This window comes from Cellulomonas sp. Root137 (assembly GCF_001426725.1).
GTDB lineage: Bacteria > Actinomycetota > Actinomycetes > Actinomycetales > Cellulomonadaceae > Cellulomonas.
In genome coordinates, this window is record NZ_LMFG01000004.1 from 309,887 (window position 1) to 327,979 (window position 18,093).

The 18,093-nt window shown below is 71.3% G+C and carries 17 protein-coding genes; 10 read left to right on the forward strand and 7 right to left on the reverse strand.

The annotated features are described in order from the left end of the window. Window positions 1-4 precede the first annotated feature (4 nt). Genes ASD18_RS18985 through sdhC form a run of 5 tightly spaced genes read right to left on the reverse strand, consistent with a single transcriptional unit; the run spans window position 5 to window position 4,284 of the window. On the reverse strand, window positions 5-796 hold the full coding sequence (locus ASD18_RS18985; protein WP_235522471.1) for a phosphotransferase: 792 nt from the start codon (window positions 794-796) through the stop codon (window positions 5-7). Continuing rightward, a complete protein-coding gene (locus ASD18_RS18990; RefSeq protein WP_056096071.1) occupies window positions 786-1,547 on the reverse strand; it encodes a succinate dehydrogenase iron-sulfur subunit in 762 nt (253 codons plus the stop codon). The genes ASD18_RS18985 and ASD18_RS18990 overlap by 11 nt, the downstream gene beginning before the upstream one ends. Continuing rightward, window positions 1,547-3,397, reverse strand: coding sequence for a succinate dehydrogenase flavoprotein subunit (sdhA, locus tag ASD18_RS18995; RefSeq protein ID WP_056096074.1), 1,851 nt, complete (start codon window positions 3,395-3,397; stop codon window positions 1,547-1,549). Before sdhA ends, ASD18_RS18990 begins: the two co-directional genes overlap by 1 nt. 36 nt (window positions 3,398-3,433) lie before the next feature. Then, complete coding sequence (gene sdhD, locus ASD18_RS19000; protein WP_056096077.1) at window positions 3,434-3,895, reverse strand: succinate dehydrogenase, hydrophobic membrane anchor protein; 462 nt, start codon at window positions 3,893-3,895, stop codon at window positions 3,434-3,436. Continuing rightward, on the reverse strand, window positions 3,895-4,284 hold the full coding sequence (sdhC, locus tag ASD18_RS19005; protein WP_156388106.1) for a succinate dehydrogenase, cytochrome b556 subunit: 390 nt from the start codon (window positions 4,282-4,284) through the stop codon (window positions 3,895-3,897). The genes sdhD and sdhC overlap by 1 nt, the downstream gene beginning before the upstream one ends. Window positions 4,285-4,462: 178 nt before the next feature. Between sdhC and ASD18_RS19010 the strand changes: the two genes are divergently transcribed. The 10 genes from ASD18_RS19010 to ASD18_RS19055 all read left to right on the forward strand — a co-directional run bounded on the left by ASD18_RS19010 (window position 4,463) and on the right by ASD18_RS19055 (window position 15,675). Continuing rightward, complete coding sequence (locus tag ASD18_RS19010) at window positions 4,463-5,572, forward strand: mannose-1-phosphate guanylyltransferase (protein WP_056096083.1); 1,110 nt, start codon at window positions 4,463-4,465, stop codon at window positions 5,570-5,572. An 83-nt stretch (window positions 5,573-5,655) separates the two neighbouring features. Then, the gene (locus tag ASD18_RS19015; protein ID WP_369817325.1) at window positions 5,656-6,861 is read left to right on the forward strand and encodes an amidohydrolase; all 1,206 of its coding nucleotides are present in this window, start codon (window positions 5,656-5,658) and stop codon (window positions 6,859-6,861) included. A 206-nt stretch (window positions 6,862-7,067) separates the two neighbouring features. Further along, on the forward strand, window positions 7,068-8,168 hold the full coding sequence (locus ASD18_RS19020) for a BMP family protein (RefSeq protein WP_056096087.1): 1,101 nt from the start codon (window positions 7,068-7,070) through the stop codon (window positions 8,166-8,168). A 135-nt stretch (window positions 8,169-8,303) separates the two neighbouring features. Further along, the gene (locus ASD18_RS19025) at window positions 8,304-9,929 is read left to right on the forward strand and encodes an ABC transporter ATP-binding protein (RefSeq protein WP_056096090.1); all 1,626 of its coding nucleotides are present in this window, start codon (window positions 8,304-8,306) and stop codon (window positions 9,927-9,929) included. Beyond that, window positions 9,926-11,215, forward strand: a complete 1,290-nt coding sequence (locus tag ASD18_RS19030; protein ID WP_369817319.1) for an ABC transporter permease — start codon at window positions 9,926-9,928, stop codon at window positions 11,213-11,215. The genes ASD18_RS19025 and ASD18_RS19030 overlap by 4 nt, the downstream gene beginning before the upstream one ends. After that, on the forward strand, window positions 11,212-12,507 hold the full coding sequence (locus ASD18_RS19035; RefSeq protein ID WP_056096093.1) for an ABC transporter permease: 1,296 nt from the start codon (window positions 11,212-11,214) through the stop codon (window positions 12,505-12,507). The genes ASD18_RS19030 and ASD18_RS19035 overlap by 4 nt, the downstream gene beginning before the upstream one ends. 5 nt (window positions 12,508-12,512) lie before the next feature. After that, window positions 12,513-12,908 carry a cytidine deaminase gene (locus ASD18_RS19040; protein ID WP_082574275.1) on the forward strand — a complete coding sequence of 132 codons (396 nt, stop codon included), beginning with the start codon at window positions 12,513-12,515 and terminating at the stop codon, window positions 12,906-12,908. After that, window positions 12,905-14,200 (forward strand): thymidine phosphorylase, encoded by a 1,296-nt coding sequence (locus ASD18_RS19045; protein WP_056096096.1) that lies wholly within the window; start codon window positions 12,905-12,907, stop codon window positions 14,198-14,200. Before ASD18_RS19040 ends, ASD18_RS19045 begins: the two co-directional genes overlap by 4 nt. A 38-nt stretch (window positions 14,201-14,238) precedes the next feature. Next, window positions 14,239-14,466 (forward strand): hypothetical protein, encoded by a 228-nt coding sequence (locus tag ASD18_RS19050; protein WP_056096101.1) that lies wholly within the window; start codon window positions 14,239-14,241, stop codon window positions 14,464-14,466. A gap of 39 nt (window positions 14,467-14,505) precedes the next feature. After that, window positions 14,506-15,675, forward strand: coding sequence for an adenosine deaminase (locus ASD18_RS19055; RefSeq protein WP_082574277.1), 1,170 nt, complete (start codon window positions 14,506-14,508; stop codon window positions 15,673-15,675). Between the two features lie 48 nt (window positions 15,676-15,723). Here ASD18_RS19055 and ASD18_RS19060 read toward each other — a convergent pair whose 3' ends face one another. Continuing rightward, complete coding sequence (locus ASD18_RS19060; protein ID WP_056096103.1) at window positions 15,724-16,584, reverse strand: aldehyde dehydrogenase family protein; 861 nt, start codon at window positions 16,582-16,584, stop codon at window positions 15,724-15,726. Further along, on the reverse strand, window positions 16,581-18,086 hold the full coding sequence (locus ASD18_RS19065) for an aldehyde dehydrogenase family protein (protein WP_056096107.1): 1,506 nt from the start codon (window positions 18,084-18,086) through the stop codon (window positions 16,581-16,583). The genes ASD18_RS19060 and ASD18_RS19065 overlap by 4 nt, the downstream gene beginning before the upstream one ends. Window positions 18,087-18,093 lie beyond the last annotated feature (7 nt).

Genomic DNA, 18,093 nt, shown 5'->3' on the forward strand with positions numbered 1-18,093 from the left:
GCCGTCAGAGCCCGGCGGCCAGCGCGGCGTGGAGCACCGGGAGGCGCGACGCGAGCACCCTCAGGCGTGCGCGGGTGCTCGCAGGCTCACCGGCCTCGCCCAGCCGCAGCATCCCCGGGTCGCCCGCCGTCTGCGCGGCCGCGATGCGGTCGGCCGCGTCCGTCATGCGGGTGATCACGTGATCGAGGACCGCGTGCGGGTCCAGGCCGCCGTAGCCGTCCGCGATCGTGCGCAGGACGTGCGCCACCTCGACCGCGTCGGCGTCGGGGAACAGGACCGCGCTGTTCCAGGTGAACATCGCCACGTCGTCCAGCGGGATGCCGGGGCCGGCGACGTCCCAGTCGAAGACGCCCGCGAGCTCGTCCCCGTCGAACGCCATGTTGTACATCGCGGAGTCGTGGTGGCAGACGATCTCGCCCGGCTCGAGCGCGCGCTCGACGAACCGCCACCGGCGACCTTCCCGCGGGAAGTCGGCGACCACCGCGTGGTACTCGCGCAGCCAGTGCATGGCCGACCGGACCTGGGCGTCGCTGAGCGTCTCGCGGCCGATGTCGAGCACGCGGCCGGGCAGGAACGTGAGGATCTCCCGGTCGCGGTCGTCGATGCCGAGCACCCGGGGGATGCGGGGGAGTCCCGCGGCGGCCAGGAAGTCGAGCAGCTCGTGCACCGCCGGGGTCCACGGGCCGGTCGGGCGGCGGACGGTGTCCCCGACGCGGACGGCCCCGCCGACGTTCCCGCCGGGCAGCGGGATCTCGTCGGCGGGGCCGTCGGACGTCACGAGGGGGTCAGAAGGCACGCGTGATCATCGCGCGCTTCACTTCCTGGATCGCCTTGGTGACCTCGATGCCACGCGGGCACGCCTCGGTGCAGTTGAAGGTCGTGCGGCAGCGCCACACGCCCTCCTTGTCGTTGAGGATCTCGAGGCGCTGGGCGCCACCCTCGTCGCGACTGTCGAAGATGAACCGGTGCGCGTTGACGATCGCCGCGGGGCCGAAGTACTGCCCGTCGGTCCAGAACACCGGGCACGACGAGGTGCACGCCGCGCAGAGGATGCACTTGGTGGTGTCGTCGAACCGCTCGCGCTGCTCGGCGCTCTGCAGGCGCTCCTTGGTGGGCTCGTTCCCGGTGGTGATGAGGAACGGCATGATCTCGCGGTAGGAGGCGAAGAACGGCTCCATGTCGACGACGAGGTCCTTGATCACCGGTAGGCCCTTGATGGGCTCCACGATGATCGGCTTGCTCGGGTCCAGGTCCTTGAGCAGCGTCTTGCAGGCCAGCCGGTTGCGGCCGTTGATCCGCATGGCGTCCGAGCCGCACACGCCGTGCGCGCAAGAGCGGCGGAACGTCAGCGAGCCATCCTCCTCCCACTTGACCTTGTGCAGGGCGTCGAGCACGCGGTCGGTGCCGTGGGCGCGGACCGTGAACTCGTCCCAGTACGGCTCCGGAGCGCCTGCGCCGTCGTCCGGCAGGTAGCGCCGGATCTTCAGCGTGACGTCGAAGGACGGGATCACGGGAGCGGCCGAGGGCGCGTCGAGCGTGGCGGTCATCAGTACTTACGCTCCATCGGCTGGTAGCGGGTCATCGTGACGGGCTTGGAGCCCAGCACGAGCTGGTAGTCCTCGAACAGGGTGGTGTGCGCGAACGAGCCCTTGTGGTCCCCGTCGCCCTCGGTGCCCCACAGGCGGTGGCCCTTGACGGGCAGCGGGCGCCGGTAGGCCATGGTGTGGCGCATGTAGCCCTCGTCGTCGCGGTCCGGGAAGTCCTCGCGGAAGTGCCCGCCGCGGGACTCCTCACGGTTGAGGGCGCCGACGACGACGGTCTCCGCGATGTCGAGCAGGAAGCCCAGCTCCACGGCCTCGAGCAGGTCGGTGTTGAACATCTTGCTCTTGTCCTGCACCGACACCCGGCGGAACCGCTTCTGCAGGTCCTTGATGTCGTCGAGCGCCTGGATCAGCGACTCCGACGTACGGAACACCTGCGCGTTGAGGTCCATCGACTCCTGCAGCGCCTTGCGGATGTCCGCCACGCGCTCGCCGTCGGGACGCGTGCGGATCTCCTCCAGGCCGGCGACGACCGTGGCCGCGGGGTCCTCCGGGAGCTCCTGGAACGACGCCGTCAGCGCGTACGTGGCGGCCGAGATGCCGGCGCGCTTGCCGAACACGTTGATGTCGAGCAGGGAGTTGGTGCCCAGGCGGTTGGAGCCGTGCACGCTGACGCAGGCGACCTCGCCGGCCGCGTACAGGCCGCGGATGATGTCGGTGGAGTTGCGCAGCACCTCGGCCTCGATGTTGGTGGGGATGCCACCCATCGCGTAGTGGGCCGTCGGGTACACGGGCACGGGCTCGGTGTAGGGCTCGATGCCGAGGTACGTCCGCGCGAACTCGGTGATGTCCGGCAGCTTGGCGTCGATGTGCGCGGGCTCGAGGTGCGTCAGGTCGAGCAGCACGTAGTCCTTGTTGGGACCGGCGCCGCGGCCCTCGCGCACCTCGTTGGCCATGGACCGGGCGACGATGTCACGCGGCGCGAGGTCCTTGATGGTCGGGGCGTAGCGCTCCATGAAGCGCTCGCCCTCGGAGTTGCGCAGGATGCCGCCCTCGCCGCGCGCGGCCTCCGACAGGAGGATGCCGAGCCCCGCCAGACCGGTCGGGTGGAACTGGAAGAACTCCATGTCCTCCAGCGGGATGCCGCGGCGGTACGCCAGCGCCATGCCGTCGCCCGTGAGCGTGTGCGCGTTGGAGGTCGTCTTGTAGATCTTCCCGGCGCCGCCGGTGGCCAGCACGACGGACTTGGCCCGGAAGACGTGGATCTCGCCGGTGGCCAGCTCGTAGGCGACGACGCCCGAGACGTTGACCTCCTCGCCGTCCGGCACGTGGCCGGCCGCGAGGTCGTGGTCCACCAGCAGGTCGAGCACGTAGAACTCGTTGAAGAACTCGACGTCATTCTTCACGCACTGCTGGTAGAGCGTCTGCAGGATCATGTGACCCGTGCGGTCAGCGGCGTAGCAGGACCGGCGCACGGCAGCCTCGCCGTGGTTGCGGGTGTGCCCACCGAACCGGCGCTGGTCGATCTTCCCCTCGGGCGTCCGGTTGAACGGCAGGCCCATCTTCTCCAGGTCGAGCACCGCGTCGATGGCCTCCTTGGCCATCACCTCCGCGGCGTCCTGGTCCACCAGGTAGTCACCGCCCTTGACGGTGTCGAACGTGTGCCACTCCCAGTTGTCCTCCTCGACGTTGGCCAGGGCGGCGCACATGCCGCCCTGCGCCGCGCCCGTGTGGGAGCGCGTCGGGTAGAGCTTGGAGATGACGGCCGTGCGCACGCGGGTCGAGGACTCGAGGGCCGCGCGCATGCCGGCGCCGCCCGCGCCGACGATCACGACGTCGTACTGGTGGGTCTGCATCGGGGTCGATGCCTTCCTGTTTCTGAGGGGAGAGCGTCAGGCCGTGGTGCAGAACGAGGGCAGCAGGTCCGCGGGGGAGCCGTCCGGGCACGGGTCGAACGTGAAGATCACGAGCGTGCCGAGCACGACGACGACGACGAACGCCAGGTACAGCGACGCCTTGAGCGCGAGCCGCACACCGTCACGCTCCGCGTAGTCGTTGATGATCGTCCGCACGCCGTTGGTGCCGTGGATCATCGCGAGCCAGAGCATCAGCAGGTCCCAGATCTGCCAGAACGGTGACGCCCACTTGCCGGCGACGAAGCCGAAGTCGATCGCGGAGATGCCCTCACCGGCGACCAGGTTGACGAACAGGTGCCCGAAGATCAGGACGACGAGGATCACGCCGGACGCGCGCATGAACACCCAGCCGTACAGCTCGGTGTTGCCGCGGGTGGTGAGGCGGGCCGGGCGGGGCTTCGGGGGACGCGGTGCCTTCGGGTCGGCGATCGTGGTCATCACTCGCCTCCGAACACGTGCATGAGGTGACGGGGCAGGAAGCCGGCCATGGTCAGGACGAACAGACCCATCACCACCCAGAGCATCACGCGCTGGTACTTGGGGCCCTTGGCCCAGAAGTCCACCAGGATGATCCGGATGCCGTTGAACGCGTGGAACACGATCGCGGCCACGAGCCCGGCCTCACCGAGTCCCATGATCGGGTTCTTGTACGTGCCGATGACGTCGTTGTAGGCCTCGGGCGACACGCGCACGAGCGAGGTGTCGAGCACGTGCACGAGGAGGAAGAAGAAGATCGCGACACCGGTGATGCGGTGGGCGACCCAGGACCACATGCCTTCGCGCCCTCGGTAGAGCGTTCCGGCGGGCACCTTGCGGGTGGCCGGCACTCCGCTCGGAGCGGGCGCTGCAGGCACTAGGGGCCTCCTGGCGGATCAGAGGTTCGGACGACGGCGTCCTTGTCGCCACAACTGTAGTGAACCGATCAGTACGCAACCGCTCGGCAAGGGTCCTTAGGCCCCTGCTGTGAGGTATTGCACAACCAGGGCCCTCGTTACCCTGGCCCCCATGTCGACCCTGCCCCGCGCGATTCCCGGATTCCACGCCGTCGTCCCTGCGGGCGGTGCGGGCACGCGCCTGTGGCCGCTGTCGCGTGCCGGCCACCCGAAGTTCCTGCTGGACCTGACCGGTTCGGGGCGCACCCTGCTGCAGGCGACGGTCGACCGGCTGCTCCCGCTCACGGGAGCCGGTGGGGTGCTCGTGGTGACCGGGGCACGGCACGCGGAGACCGTCGCGGCGCAGCTGCCCGAGGTCGGCGCCGACGACGTGCTGGCCGAGCCTTCTCCGCGCGACTCGATGGCCGCGATCGGGCTCGCCGCCGCGGTCCTCCTCGAGCGGCACGGCGAGGACGTCGTGCTCGGGTCGTTCGCGGCCGACCACGTCATCGCCGGCACCGAGGGCTTCGAGCGGGCCGTGCGCGAGGGCGTCGTCGCGGCCCGTGCCGGGTACGTGGTGACGATCGGCATCGCAGCGACCGGCCCGTCGACCGCGTTCGGGTACGTCCGCTCGGGCGCGTCGCTCGGCCTGGACGAGGCACCGGGCGTCGCGCACGCCGCCGGGTTCACCGAGAAGCCCGACGCCGAGACCGCGACCGCCTACCTGGCCACCGGGGAGTACCGCTGGAACGCGGGCATGTTCCTGGTCCGGGCCCGCGTGCTGCTGGACCACCTGACGACGCAGCTGCCGACGCTCGCCGCCGGCCTGCAGGAGATCGCGGCCGCGTGGGACGGACCGGACCGCGCGGAGGTCCTCGAGCGCGTCTGGCCGGGGCTGACCAAGATCGCGATCGACCACGCGATCGCCGAGCCGGTGGCCGCTGTCGGGGGAGTGGCCGTGGTGCCCGGGGACTTCTCGTGGGACGACGTCGGCGACTTCGAGTCGCTCGCCGCGCTGCTGCCCGTCGACACCCTCGGCGACGAGGGCGTCGTCCTGCGCATCGACTCGGACGGGGCGTTCGTCGTGCCCCGGACCGGCCGCACGGTGTCGGTGGTCGGGCTGCCGGGTGCAGTGGTGGTCGACACCCCCGACGCGGTGCTGGTGACCACGCTCGCGCACGCCCAGGCGGTCAAGTCCGCGGTGGACGCGTGGCGGGCGCGCGGCCGCGAGGACCTGCTCTGACGCGGACACCCGCCGCCGGTCCGGGCGCTCGCGGTTAGGGTCGAAGCGTGTCCTCCGCTCACCCCGATCCCGTCGTCGCCCCCCTGACCAGCCTGCGGCCCGACCCCACCGACCCCGTGTCGGCCCGGCTCGCTGCCCTGGTCGCGGAGCTGCGCGACGAGCTCGCGGCCATCCGCCGCGACCTGCACGCCCACCCCGAGCTCGGGCGCACGGAGGTGCGGACCACCAAGCTGGTGGCCGAGCGGCTGCGTGCCGCGGGCCTCGAGCCGCACCTCCTGCCGGGCAGCGGGCTGATCTGCGACATCGGTCCCGGCCCCGCGACGAGCGGTCGCAAGCGGATCGCCCTGCGCGCCGATCTCGACGGGCTGCCCGTGCAGGACACGAGCGGTCTGCCGTGGGCCTCGACCGTCCGGGGCGTCGCGCACGCGTGCGGGCACGACGTGCACGCCGCGGCGGTGCTCGGTGCCGGGCTCGTGCTCGCCCAGCTGGCCGACGAGCTGCGCACCGGCGTGCGGCTGGTGTTCCAGCCTGCCGAGGAGGTGCAGCCCGGTGGCGCGCTCGACGTGGTGGCCGCGGGCGGGCTCGACGGCGTCGGCGAGATCTACTCGTTCCACTGCGACCCCAAGGTCGACGTCGGCCAGGTCGGCACCCGGATCGGCCCCATCACGTCCGCCAGCGACGAGGTCACCGTGACGGTCACCGGACCGGGCGGGCACACGTCCCGCCCGCACCTGACGGGTGACGTGGTGTTCGCGCTCGGTCAGGTCATCACGCAGGTGCCCGCCATCCTGGGCCGCCGCCTGGACCCGCGCTCCGGCGTCAACCTGACGTGGGGTGCCGTGCAGGCGGGGTCGGCGCACAACGCGATCCCGTCGACCGGCACCGTCAAGGGCACGTTGCGGTGCCTGGACGTCCGCGCCTGGGAGAAGGCGTCGGAGGTCTTCCACTCGGCGGTCGAGCAGGTCCTGGCTCCCCTGGGGGTCGAGGTCGACGTCCGGCACCACCGCGGCGTCCCGCCGGTGGAGAACTCCGCGCACGCGACCGGGATCCTCGAGGCGGCGGCGCACGACGTGCTCGGGCGTGGGTCCGTCCAGCTGACCGAGCAGTCGCTGGGCGGCGAGGACTTCGCCTGGTACCTGACCAAGGTGCCGGGGGCGATGGCGCGGCTGGGCACGCGCACGCCGGGCGGCCACACCTACGACATCCACCAGGGCGACCTCCGGGTGGACGAGCGTGCGGTCGAGGTCGGGGCCCTTCTCCTGGTTCGGACCGCCCTTCTCGCGGGCTGAGACGCCCCGTCCGTCACCTGGGCGGACATACCAAGTCGGTAACGGAACCTGCGCGGATACCCGCCGGTAACCTGCCCGACACCTCTTGCTCGTTATGGTCCGAGAATCAATGCCGGGCAGCCCCAGACCTTGTGGTGGTACACCGTCGTGCCAACCGCACGGTCGGCCCAGCCGGACCGGCTGCTGACGAGATTCAGGAGAGTCGCGTGAAGAAGATCATTCGAGTGGCCGTGCTCGGCGGGGCGGTCGCCCTCGCGCTTGCGGCGTGTGGCAGTGCTCCGGAGGACACGGACGAGACGGCCGGCAGCGGCGAGTCGTCCGCGGCGAGCGTCGACTTCAAGGCGTGCATGGTCTCGGACGCGGGTGGCTTCGACGACAAGTCGTTCAACCAGGCCGGTTTCGAGGGCCTCACGCAGGCCGAGGACGAGCTCGGGATCGAGGTGGCCAGCGTCGAGTCCGCCGCTGACACCGACTACACGCCGAACATCGACAGCCTCGTCGCCGAGAACTGCGACCTGATCATCGGCGTCGGCTTCCTGCTCGAGGACCCGATCCAGACCGCCGCCGAGGCGAACCCGGACGTGAACTTCGCGCTCGTCGACAGCTCCTTCTCCGACGCCGACTTCGCGCCGGTCACCCTGGAGAACGGCAAGCCGATCCTGTTCGACACCGCGCAGGCGGCCTACCTCGCCGGCTACGTCGCCGCGGCGACGACGACCACCGGCAAGGTCGCGACCTTCGGTGGCATCCAGATCCCGTCCGTCACCATCTTCATGGACGGCTTCGCCGACGGCATCGCCAAGTTCAACGAGGACAACGGCGGCTCCGTCCAGCTCCTCGGCTGGGACAAGGCCGCGCAGACCGGCGTCTTCGCCGGCAACTTCGACAGCCAGGACGACGGCAAGAACATCGGCCAGTCGTTCATCGACCAGGGCGCGGACATCATCATGCCCGTCGCCGGTCCGGTCGGCCTGGGCACCGCGTCCGTCGCGCAGACGGCCGGCAACGTCGCGATCATCGGTGTCGACGCCGACTGGTTCGAGACCACCGAGTACGGCTCCCTCGTCCTCACCTCGGTCATGAAGGAGATCGGCCCGGCCGTCTTCGACACGATCAGCGAGGCCGTCGACGGCAGCTTCAGCTCCGACCCGTACGTCGGCACGCTGGAGAACGAGGGCCTCGGCCTGGCGCCGTTCCACGACTTCGAGTCGAAGGTCCCCGCGGACGTCGTCACCAAGCTCGACGAGCTCAAGGCGTCGATCATCTCCGGTGACATCGTCGTCGAGTCCGACGCCTCCCCGAAGTGATCTGACGCAGGACGAAGCACGCACGACAGCACGACGGCCCGGGCGAGGTGCCCGGGCCGTCGGCCTGTCCGGCGCACGCGCGCCACGCAGATGGATAGTGTCTAGGAACGCTCGTGACGTCGAAGGAGACCACCGGTGAAGCTGGAGCTGCAGGGCATCACCAAGACCTTCGGGCCGCTGGTCGCCAACGACCACATCGACCTGGTGGTCGAGCCCGGCGAGATCCACGCCCTGCTGGGCGAGAACGGCGCCGGCAAGAGCACGCTGATGAACGTGCTGTACGGCCTGTACGACCCCGACGAGGGCCAGATCCTCGTCGACGACGCCCCCGTGCGGTTCGTCGGACCGGGTGACGCGATGGCTGCCGGGATCGGCATGGTCCACCAGCACTTCATGCTCGTCCCCGTCTTCACCGTCGCGGAGAACGTGGTGCTCGGGCACGAGCCCGTGCGCGGCGCCGGCCTGATCGACCTTCCCGAGGCACGCCGCCGGGTCAAGGAGATCTCCGACCAGTTCGGGTTCCACGTCGACCCCGACGCCTACATCGAGGACCTGCCCGTCGGTGTCCAGCAGCGCGTGGAGATCATCAAGGCGCTCTCCCGCCAGGCCAAGGTCCTCATCCTCGACGAGCCCACCGCCGTGCTCACGCCGCAGGAGACCGACGAGCTGATCGGCATCATGCGCCAGCTCAAGGAGTCGGGGACGTCGATCGTCTTCATCACGCACAAGCTGCGTGAGGTGCGCGCGGTCGCGGACCGCATCACGATCATCCGGCGGGGCAAGGTCGTCGGCACCGCGGAGCCCTCCACGTCGGAGACCGAGCTCGCGTCCCTCATGGTCGGCCGCTCGGTGGACCTGGGCGTCGACCGCTCCGTCGCGGTGCCCGGCGAGGCCACCGTGCAGGTGCGCAACCTCACGGTCATCGACGAGGCCGGCGTCCGGCAGGTCGACGACGTCTCGTTCGACGTCGCCCGCGGCGAGATCCTGGCGATCGCAGGTGTGCAGGGCAACGGTCAGACCGAGCTCACCGAGGTGATGCTGGGGCTGCAGTCGCCGGTCGCCGGGTCGGTGCAGCTGGACGGGGTCGAGCTCGTGGGCCGCTCCGTGCGGGACGTGCTGCACGCCGGCGTCGGGTTCGTCCCGGAGGACCGGTCGACCGACGGTGTCATCGCCGACTTCTCCATCGCGGAGAACCTCATCCTCGACCTGCACCGCTACGAGCCGTTCGCCCGAGGCGTCGCGCTGCGGCCCGCGGCCGTCCGGGAGAACGCCGACAAGCGGATCGCCGAGTTCGACGTCCGGACCGGGTCGATCGACGCGCACGCCAGCACCTTGTCCGGTGGCAACCAGCAGAAGGTCGTGCTGGCACGGGAGATGTCGCGGCCGCTGCGCCTGCTCATCGCGTCGCAGCCCACCCGAGGCCTGGACGTCGGCTCGATCGAGTTCGTCCACACGCGGATCGTCCAGGAGCGCGACAACGGCACCCCGGTGATCATCGTGTCGACCGAGCTGGACGAGGTCCTGGCGCTCGCCGACCGCATCCTGGTCATGTACCGGGGCCGCGTCGTCGGGGACGTCCCGGGGGGCACCGACCGCGACGTGCTGGGCCTGATGATGGCGGGCGTGCCGGAGGACGAGGCCGTGCGCCAGGCCGCCGAGCACCACACGGCGCTCGGCGGTGCCGATCTCGAGGCCGCTCCACCCACACCCGCACCGACCACGACCCCCGCCGACACGGCAACCCCCCAGGAGGAGCTGTGAGCAGCCCGACGCCCGCCCCGCTGCCCGACGCGCAGGTGCCGCCCCCCGGGCAGACCGGCGTCGTCGCCCCGGCGGAGGAGCCGGACGGCGGGCGCCGCATCCTGCACGAGATGCTCACGAGCAGCTGGCTCGTCTCGGTGCTCGCCGTCGTGCTGGCGCTCCTCATCGGCGGGCTGCTGATCGCCGCGGCGGACGCGGCCGTCCAGGAGGCGGCCGGCTACTTCTTCTCACGTCCGGGCGACCTGCTCGCCGCGGCGTGGTCCGCCGTCTCCGAGGCCTACGCAGCCCTGTTCGCCGGGGCGGTCTTCGACCCGCGCGCCGAGGAGCTGGGCCGTGCGGTCCGCCCCATCACCGAGACCCTGACCGTCGCGACGCCGCTCATCCTGGCCGGTCTCGGCCTGGGCATCGGCTTCCGGGCCGGACTGTTCAACATCGGCGCCCAGGGCCAGATCATCCTCGGTGGGATCTTCGCCGGGTACATCGGCTTCACGTTCGACCTCCCCCCGGCGCTGCACCTGCTGCTCTGCGTCATCGGCGCCGCGCTCGGTGGTGCGCTCTGGGCGGGCATCGCCGGCGTGCTCAAGGCACGCACCGGCGCGCACGAGGTCATCGTCACGATCATGCTCAACAACATCGCGATCTACCTGGTCGCGTACCTGCTGAGCCTCGACGCGTTCCAGCGCCCGGGCAGCAACAACCCGGTCAGCCCGCCGATCCCCGACAGTGCGGTGTACCCCCTGCTGCTCGGTGGCGGGTACCGCCTGCACGCCGGCTTCCTGGTGGCCATCGCCGCCGCGGTGTTCACGTGGTGGCTCATGGAGCGCTCGACCATCGGCTTCCGGTTCCGTGCCGTGGGCTCCAACCCGCACGCGGCGCGTACCGCCGGCATCTCGGTGAACGCGACCTACGTGTGGGTCATGCTCACCGCCGGTGCGTTCGCCGGCCTCGCGGGCTCGGCGCAGGTGCTCGGCACGGAGCGGGTCCTCACGGCCGGCGTCGCGGCGAGCTACGGGTTCGATGCCATCACGGTCGCCCTGCTCGGTCGGTCCAAGCCGCTCGGCACGGTGCTCGCCGGGATCCTGTTCGGCGCCCTGCGCGCCGGCGGCGTGGTCATGCAGGCGCGCACCGGGACGCCCATCGACATCGTGCTCGTCGTGCAGTCGCTCATTGTCCTGTTCATCGCGGCCCCGCCGCTGGTGCGGTCGGTGTTCCGGCTGCCCTCGCCGGGTGTGCCCCGTGCACCGAAGCCTGTCGTGCCCGTCACCGCGAAGGAGGTCAGCGCGTGAGCGCCCCCACGATCGACGCCCCGGCGTCGGCACGCCCCGCCTCCCCGCAGGTCCTGCCCCCCATCCGGTGGCACGCCCCGATCGCCTACGGGGTGGTCGCCCTGTTCGGGCTCGTCGTCTTCGGCCTGCTCGGCCCGAGCGGCGAGACGAGCACGTTCGGCATCTCCACGTCACGCGACTTCGTCCAGTTCACGCCGTTCTCGGTGCCCTCGAAGCTCACCGCGACCCTCCTGTGCCTCGGCGCGCTGGCTCTGGCGGGCGTGTCCTTCTACGAGACCCGCCGGCGCGAGAAGGCCGGCGTCTGGCTGCCGATCACGTACGGCGTCCTCATGGTCTTCGCGTTCCTGGTGTGGGCCGTCGCCGGCAAGGACAGCGCGCTGCCGCTGACCGGTCTGCTGCAGGGCTCGCTGTTCCTGGCGATCCCGCTGGTGTTCGGCGCCCTCGCGGGCCTGCTCTGCGAGCGCTCGGGCATCATCAACATCGCCATCGAGGGCCAGCTGCTCGGCGGGGCGTTCCTCGCCGCGGTCGTCGCGACCCTGACCGGCAGCGCGTACGCGGGCCTGATCGCCGCGCCGATCGCAGGCGCCCTGGTGGGCCTGCTGCTGGTGCTCTTCTCCATCAAGTACGTGGTCAACCAGATCATCGTCGGCGTGGTGCTCAACGTGCTGGTCATCGGCGTGACGAGCTACCTGTTCTCCACGGTGCTCAAGGAGAACCCTGACACCTGGAACAACCCGCCGGGCCTGCCGGTCATCAGCATCCCCGTGCTCTCGCAGATCCCGATCATCGGCCCGGTCCTGTTCCGGCAGACCGCGCTGGTCTACATCATGTACGTCGTCGTGATCGTGCTGCAGATCATGGTGTTCCGGTCCCGCTGGGGGCTGCGCCTGCGCTCGGTCGGCGAGCACCCGAAGGCCGCGGACACCGTCGGCATCAAGGTCAACCGCACGCGGCTGCGCTCGACGGTGCTGGGCGGCGCGGTGGCCGGTCTGGGTGGCGCGTTCTTCACGGTGGCCGCGGGGCTGGCGTTCGGCAAGGAGATGACCAACGGCAAGGGGTACATCGCGCTCGCCGCCATGATCCTGGGCCGCTGGAGCCCCAAGGGTGCGCTCGCCGCGGCCCTGCTGTTCGGGTTCGCCAACAACCTGCAGCTCCAGCTGAGCATCATCCAGACGCCGATCCCCAGCCAGATCATGCTGATGACGCCGTACATCGTGACGATCTTCGCCGTCGCGGGGCTGGTCGGACGCGTGCGCCCGCCGGCCGCCGAGGGCATCCCCTACACGAAGTGAGTGCTGTGAACATCGACTGGGACGCCTTGCGGGCGGCCGCCGCGGACGTCATGCACCGGGCGTACGCCCCCTACTCGCACTTCCCGGTCGGCGCCGCCGCCCTGGTCGACGACGGCCGCGTGGTCGTCGGCTGCAACGTGGAGAACGCGTCCTACGGCGTCACGCTCTGCGCCGAGTGCGCGCTGGTCTCCGGCCTGCACGTCTCGGGCGGCGGGCGCCTGGTGGCGTTCACCTGCGTGGACAAGCACGGGAACGTCCTCATGCCCTGCGGCCGCTGCCGGCAGCTGCTCTGGGAGCACGGGGGAGCCCGGCTGCTGGTCGAGACGACGCACGGCATCAAGCCGATGACCGAGGTGCTCCCGGACGCGTTCGGCCCGGCCGACCTGGAGGAACGCGCATGAGCACCGAGGCCTTCGACGCCGTCGACGTCATCGTCACCAAGCGCGACGGGCACCGCCTGAGCGAGGCGCAGATCGACTGGGTCATTGACGCGTACACGCGCGGCGTGGTGGCCGAGGAGCAGATGTCGGCGCTGAACATGGCGATCCTGCTCAACGGCATGGACCGGGCGGAGATCGCCCGGTGGACCGCCGCGATGATCGCCAGCGGCGAGCGGATGGACTTCTCCGGCCTGTCCCGCCCCACCGCGGACAAGCACTCGACCGGCGGCGTGGGGGACAAGATCACGCTGCCGCTGGCGCCGCTCGTCGCGGTGTTCGGCGTCGCGGTACCTCAGCTGTCCGGCCGCGGGCTGGGCCACACGGGCGGGACGCTGGACAAGCTCGAGTCCATCCCCGGCTGGCGGGCCGCGCTCAGCAACGAGGAGATGATGGCCCAGCTCGACGACGTCGGCGCCGTCATCTGCCAGGCCGGGTCCGGGCTCGCCCCCGCCGACCGCAAGCTCTACGCGCTGCGTGACGTGACCGGCACGGTCGAGGCCATCCCGCTGATCGCCAGCTCGATCATGAGCAAGAAGATCGCCGAGGGCACGGGCGCGCTCGTGCTCGACGTGAAGGTGGGCTCCGGAGCGTTCATGAAGGACGTCGACCGCGCCCGCGAGCTGGCCCGCACCATGGTCGCGCTCGGCACGGACGCGGGCGTGAAGACCGTCGCGCTCCTCACCGACATGTCGACGCCGCTCGGCCTGACCGCCGGGAACGCGCTCGAGGTCCGCGAGTCGGTCGAGGTGCTGGCCGGCGGGGGACCGGCGGACGTCGTCGAGCTCACGGTGGCGCTGGCGCGCGAGATGCTCGACGCGGCGGGACGCCCGGGCGAGGACGTCGCCGCGGCTCTGGCCGACGGCCGCGCCATGGATGCGTGGAAGCGGATGATCGCGGCCCAGGGCGGCGACCCGGACGCGGTCCTGCCCGTGGCCCGCGAGACCGAGCAGGTGCTGGCCGAGTCCGACGGCGTGCTCACCGAGCTCGACGCGTACGCCGTCGGGATCGCCGCGTGGCGGCTCGGGGCGGGACGCGCTCGCAAGGAGGACCCGGTGCAGGCGGGCGCCGGCGTCGAGCTGCACGCCAAGCCCGGGGACGCCGTCCGGGCCGGGCAGCCGCTGCTGACGCTGCACACCGACACGCCCGAGCGGTTCGGCCGGGCGCGCGAGGCGCTCGTCGGCAAGGTCGTCGTCGCACCGGCGGGGACGGCCGTACCCGACCGCCCGCTGGTGATCGACCGCATCGACGCCTGACCCTCGCGGACCTGTCCCGGCGGGGGCAGGATGGGGTGATGAGCACCGTGCCCGGGAACGACGCCTGGCGGGATGCCGGCCTGGTGCCGGTGGACCCGGACGGGCCGCGCAGCCTGGCCGACGAGGCGGCCGACGAGGTCGACGCGACGGACCCCGAGGAGTACGAGCCGGGGTTCGCCCGGGCCGACCGCGACGGTCGCGCCGACGAGGCCGACGTGGTGGAGCAGGACACCGAGCTGCCCGAGGACGACGGGAGCGACGGCTGACAGCCTGCTCCGGAACGCCGGTCCCGGTACGGTGAGCGCATGACCTCCCCCTCCGAGCCCTCGGCGGCTGCGACTGCTGACGTGCCCGCTTCGTCCGAGTCGTCCGAGGCCGACGCCACCGCCGCGCTCGTCGCGCTCATCCCGAGCCTTCCGAAGGTCGTCCTGCACGACCACCTGGACGGCGGGCTGCGCCCGGCCACGATCATCGAGCTCGCCGCGGAGATCGGCTACGAGCTTCCCGCGACCGACCCCGACGAGCTCGGTCGCTGGTTCGTCGAGGCCGCCAGCTCGGGGACGCTGGAGCGCTACCTCGAAACGTTCGACCACACGGTCGCGGTCATGCAGACGGAGGAGGGGCTGCGCCGCGTCGCGCGCGAGTCGGTGCTCGACCTGGCCGCCGACGGCGTGGTGTACGCCGAGCAGCGGTACGCGCCCGAGCAGCACCTGAGCAAGGGGCTCTCTCTCCAGCAGGTGGTCGACGCGGTGCAGGCCGGGTTCGCCGAGGGGATCGCCGAGGCCGCGACGCAGGGCCGCTCGATCCGGATCGGCACCCTCATCACCGCGATGCGGCACGCCGACCGCGGGGACGAGATCGCCGCCCTCGCCCTGGAGAACCGTGACAACGGGGTGGTGGGCTTCGACATCGCCGGCGCCGAGGCGGGCTTCCCGCCCTCACGCCAGGCCTCCGCGTTCGCCACGCTCGCGAACGCCGACTTCCCCGCGACCGTGCACGCCGGCGAGGCCGCCGGGGTCGAGTCGATCGCCGAGGCCGTGCACGTCGCGCACGCCTGCCGGATCGGCCACGGCGTCCGGCTGATCGAGGACGTGACCACCGACGAGCTGGGCGACAAGCTCGGCACCCTCGCGCACTGGGTGCGCGACCGGCGCATCCCGCTGGAGCTGTGCCCGTCGTCCAACGTGCAGACGGGTGCCGCCGAGTCCGTGGCCGCCCACCCCGTCACACGGCTGCGGAACCTGGGCTTCGCCGTCACGGTCAACACCGACAACCGTCTGCAGTCGGGTACCTCGATGACCCGGGAGCTCACGCTCCTGGTCGAGGAGGCCGGCTGGGACCTGGTGGACCTGCGCGACGTGGCCGTCACCGCCGCTGCGCACTCGTTCCTGCACCACGACGAGCGGTCCGCCCTGATCGACCAGGTCATCCGGCCTGCGTACATGGCGGCCCGCGGCGGACGCCACCGCGCCTGAGCACGAGGACGGCCCGCACCCCAGCTCGGGTGCGGGCCGTCGTCGTGCCTAGATCAGACCCTTCGTGTGCCAGACGGTCTTCGTCTCCACGAACGCCGTGATGCGCCCCAGCGACGGCGCTGCGGCGTCCGGGCCGTTCTCCGGCGTGAGCACCCGCTTGAGGGTGTCCGCGGCCGCGATCTGCAGGTCGACCCAGTCCAGGGCACCGGCGCCGACCAGGTCGAGCGCGTTCACGTCCTGGTGGCTGGCCAGCCAGGGTGCGATCTCCGCGGGCGACCCGGTGAGCACGTTGACGACCCCCTTGGGCACGTCGCTCGTCGCGAGCACCTCGGACAGGCTGATCGCGGACAGGGGGAGCGTCTCGGAGGCCACCACGACGACCGTGTTGCCGGAGACGAGCGCGGGAGCCACCGCGGAGACCAGCCCGAGCAGGGACGAGTCCTGCGGGGCGATGATCGCGACCACGCCGGTGGGCTCGGGGACCGAGATGTTGAAGTACGGCCCGGCGACGGGGTTCGCGTTGCCGGCCACCTGCGCGTACTTGTCCGCCCAGCCCGCGTACCAGACCCAGCGGTCGATCGCGGTGTCCACCTGCGCGGTCGCGACGGCGCTGGAGACGCCCTCGGCATCGACGATCTCGGCGACGAACTGGGCGCGCCGGCCCTCGAGGATCTCGGCGACGCGATAGAGCACCTGGGCGCGGTTGTACGCGGTCGCACCCGACCAGCCACCGACGGCGGCGCGCGCCGCGACGACCGCGTCCCGGGCGTCCTTGCGGGACGCCTTCGACGCGTTGGCGAGGAACGCGCCCTTGGCGCTGACGATCTCGTAGGTCCGACCCGACTCGCTGCGCGGGAACGCCCCGCCGATGTACAGCTTGTAGGTCTTGGGCACGGCGAGGCGGGTCACTTGGTGGCTCCCTTGGTGACGGTCTTGGGCTTCGTGACGGCCGCGGCGACGGCGGGCCGGGCAGGGGTGCCGCTCGTCAGGTACGAGGCGATGCCGTGGCGGCCACCCTCGCGTCCGTAGCCGGACTCCTTGTACCCGCCGAACGGGCTCGCCGGGTCGAACCGGTTGAACGTGTTGGCCCAGATCACCCCGGCGCGGAGCTTGTCGGCGACGGCCAGGATGCGGCTGCCCTTGTCGGACCAGATGCCGGCGGACAGGCCGAACGGGGTGTTGTTCGCCTTGGCGATCGCCTCCGCCGGGGTGCGGAACGTGAGCACCGACAGGACGGGCCCGAAGACCTCCTCCTGGGCGATCCGGTGGCTGGTCGAGACGTTGGTGAAGATGGTCGGCGCGAACCAGAACCCGTTCTCCGGGATGGTGCACTCGGCCGTCCAGCGCTCGGCACCCTCGGCCTCGCCGATGTCGCTCAGCGCCCGGATGCGGTCCAGCTGCGCGGAGCTGTTGATCGCGCCGATGTCCGTGTTCTTGTCCAGCGGGTCACCCAGGCGCAGGGTGGACAGCCGGGCCTTGAGCCGGTCGACGACCTCGTCGTGGATCGACTCCTGGACCAGCAGGCGGCTGCCCGCGCAGCAGACGTGACCCTGGTTGAAGAAGATGCCGTTGACGATGCCCTCGATGGCCTGGTCGATGGGGGCGTCGTCGAACACGATGTTCGCCGCCTTGCCGCCCAGCTCGAGCGTCACCTTCTTGTTCGTCCCGGCGACGGACTTGGCGATCGCCCGCCCGACGGGCGTCGACCCCGTGAAGGCGACCGCGTTCACGTCGTCGTGCCCGACCAGCGCGACGCCCGTCGCGCCCGCGCCCGTGATGATGTTGACGACCCCCGGCGGCAGGTCGGCCTGCTGCACGATCTCCGCGAACAGCAGCGCGGTCAGCGAGGTGGTCTCGGCCGGCTTGAGGACGACGGTGTTGCCGGCGGCCAGTGCCGGGGCGATCTTCCACGCGAGCATGAGCAGCGGGAAGTTCCACGGGATGACCTGGGCGGCGACGCCGAGGGACGCGGGGTTGGCGCCGAGGCCGGCGTGGTCGAGCTTGTCGGCCCAGCCGGCGTAGTAGAAGAACCAGGCCGCGACCAGCGGCACGTCCACGTCCCGGCTCTCCTTGATCGGCTTGCCGTTGTCGAGACTCTCCGCCACGGCGAGCTCGCGGCTGCGCTCCTGGACCAGGCGGGCGATGCGGAACAGGTACTTGCCGCGGTCGGCGCCGGACATGCGTGACCAGGTGCGGTCGTAGGCGCGGCGCGCGGCGGCGACGGCGGCGTCGACGTCCGCCGCGTCAGCGGTCGAGATCGTCGCGATGTGCTTCTCGGTGGCCGGGGAGATGGAGGCGAACGGCGTGCCGTGCCCCTCGCGGAACTCGCCGTCGATGAAGAGGCCGTACTCGCTGCGCAGGTTCAGGATCGCCTGCGACTCGGGGGCCGGGGCGTACTCGAGGAATGACATCAGTGGC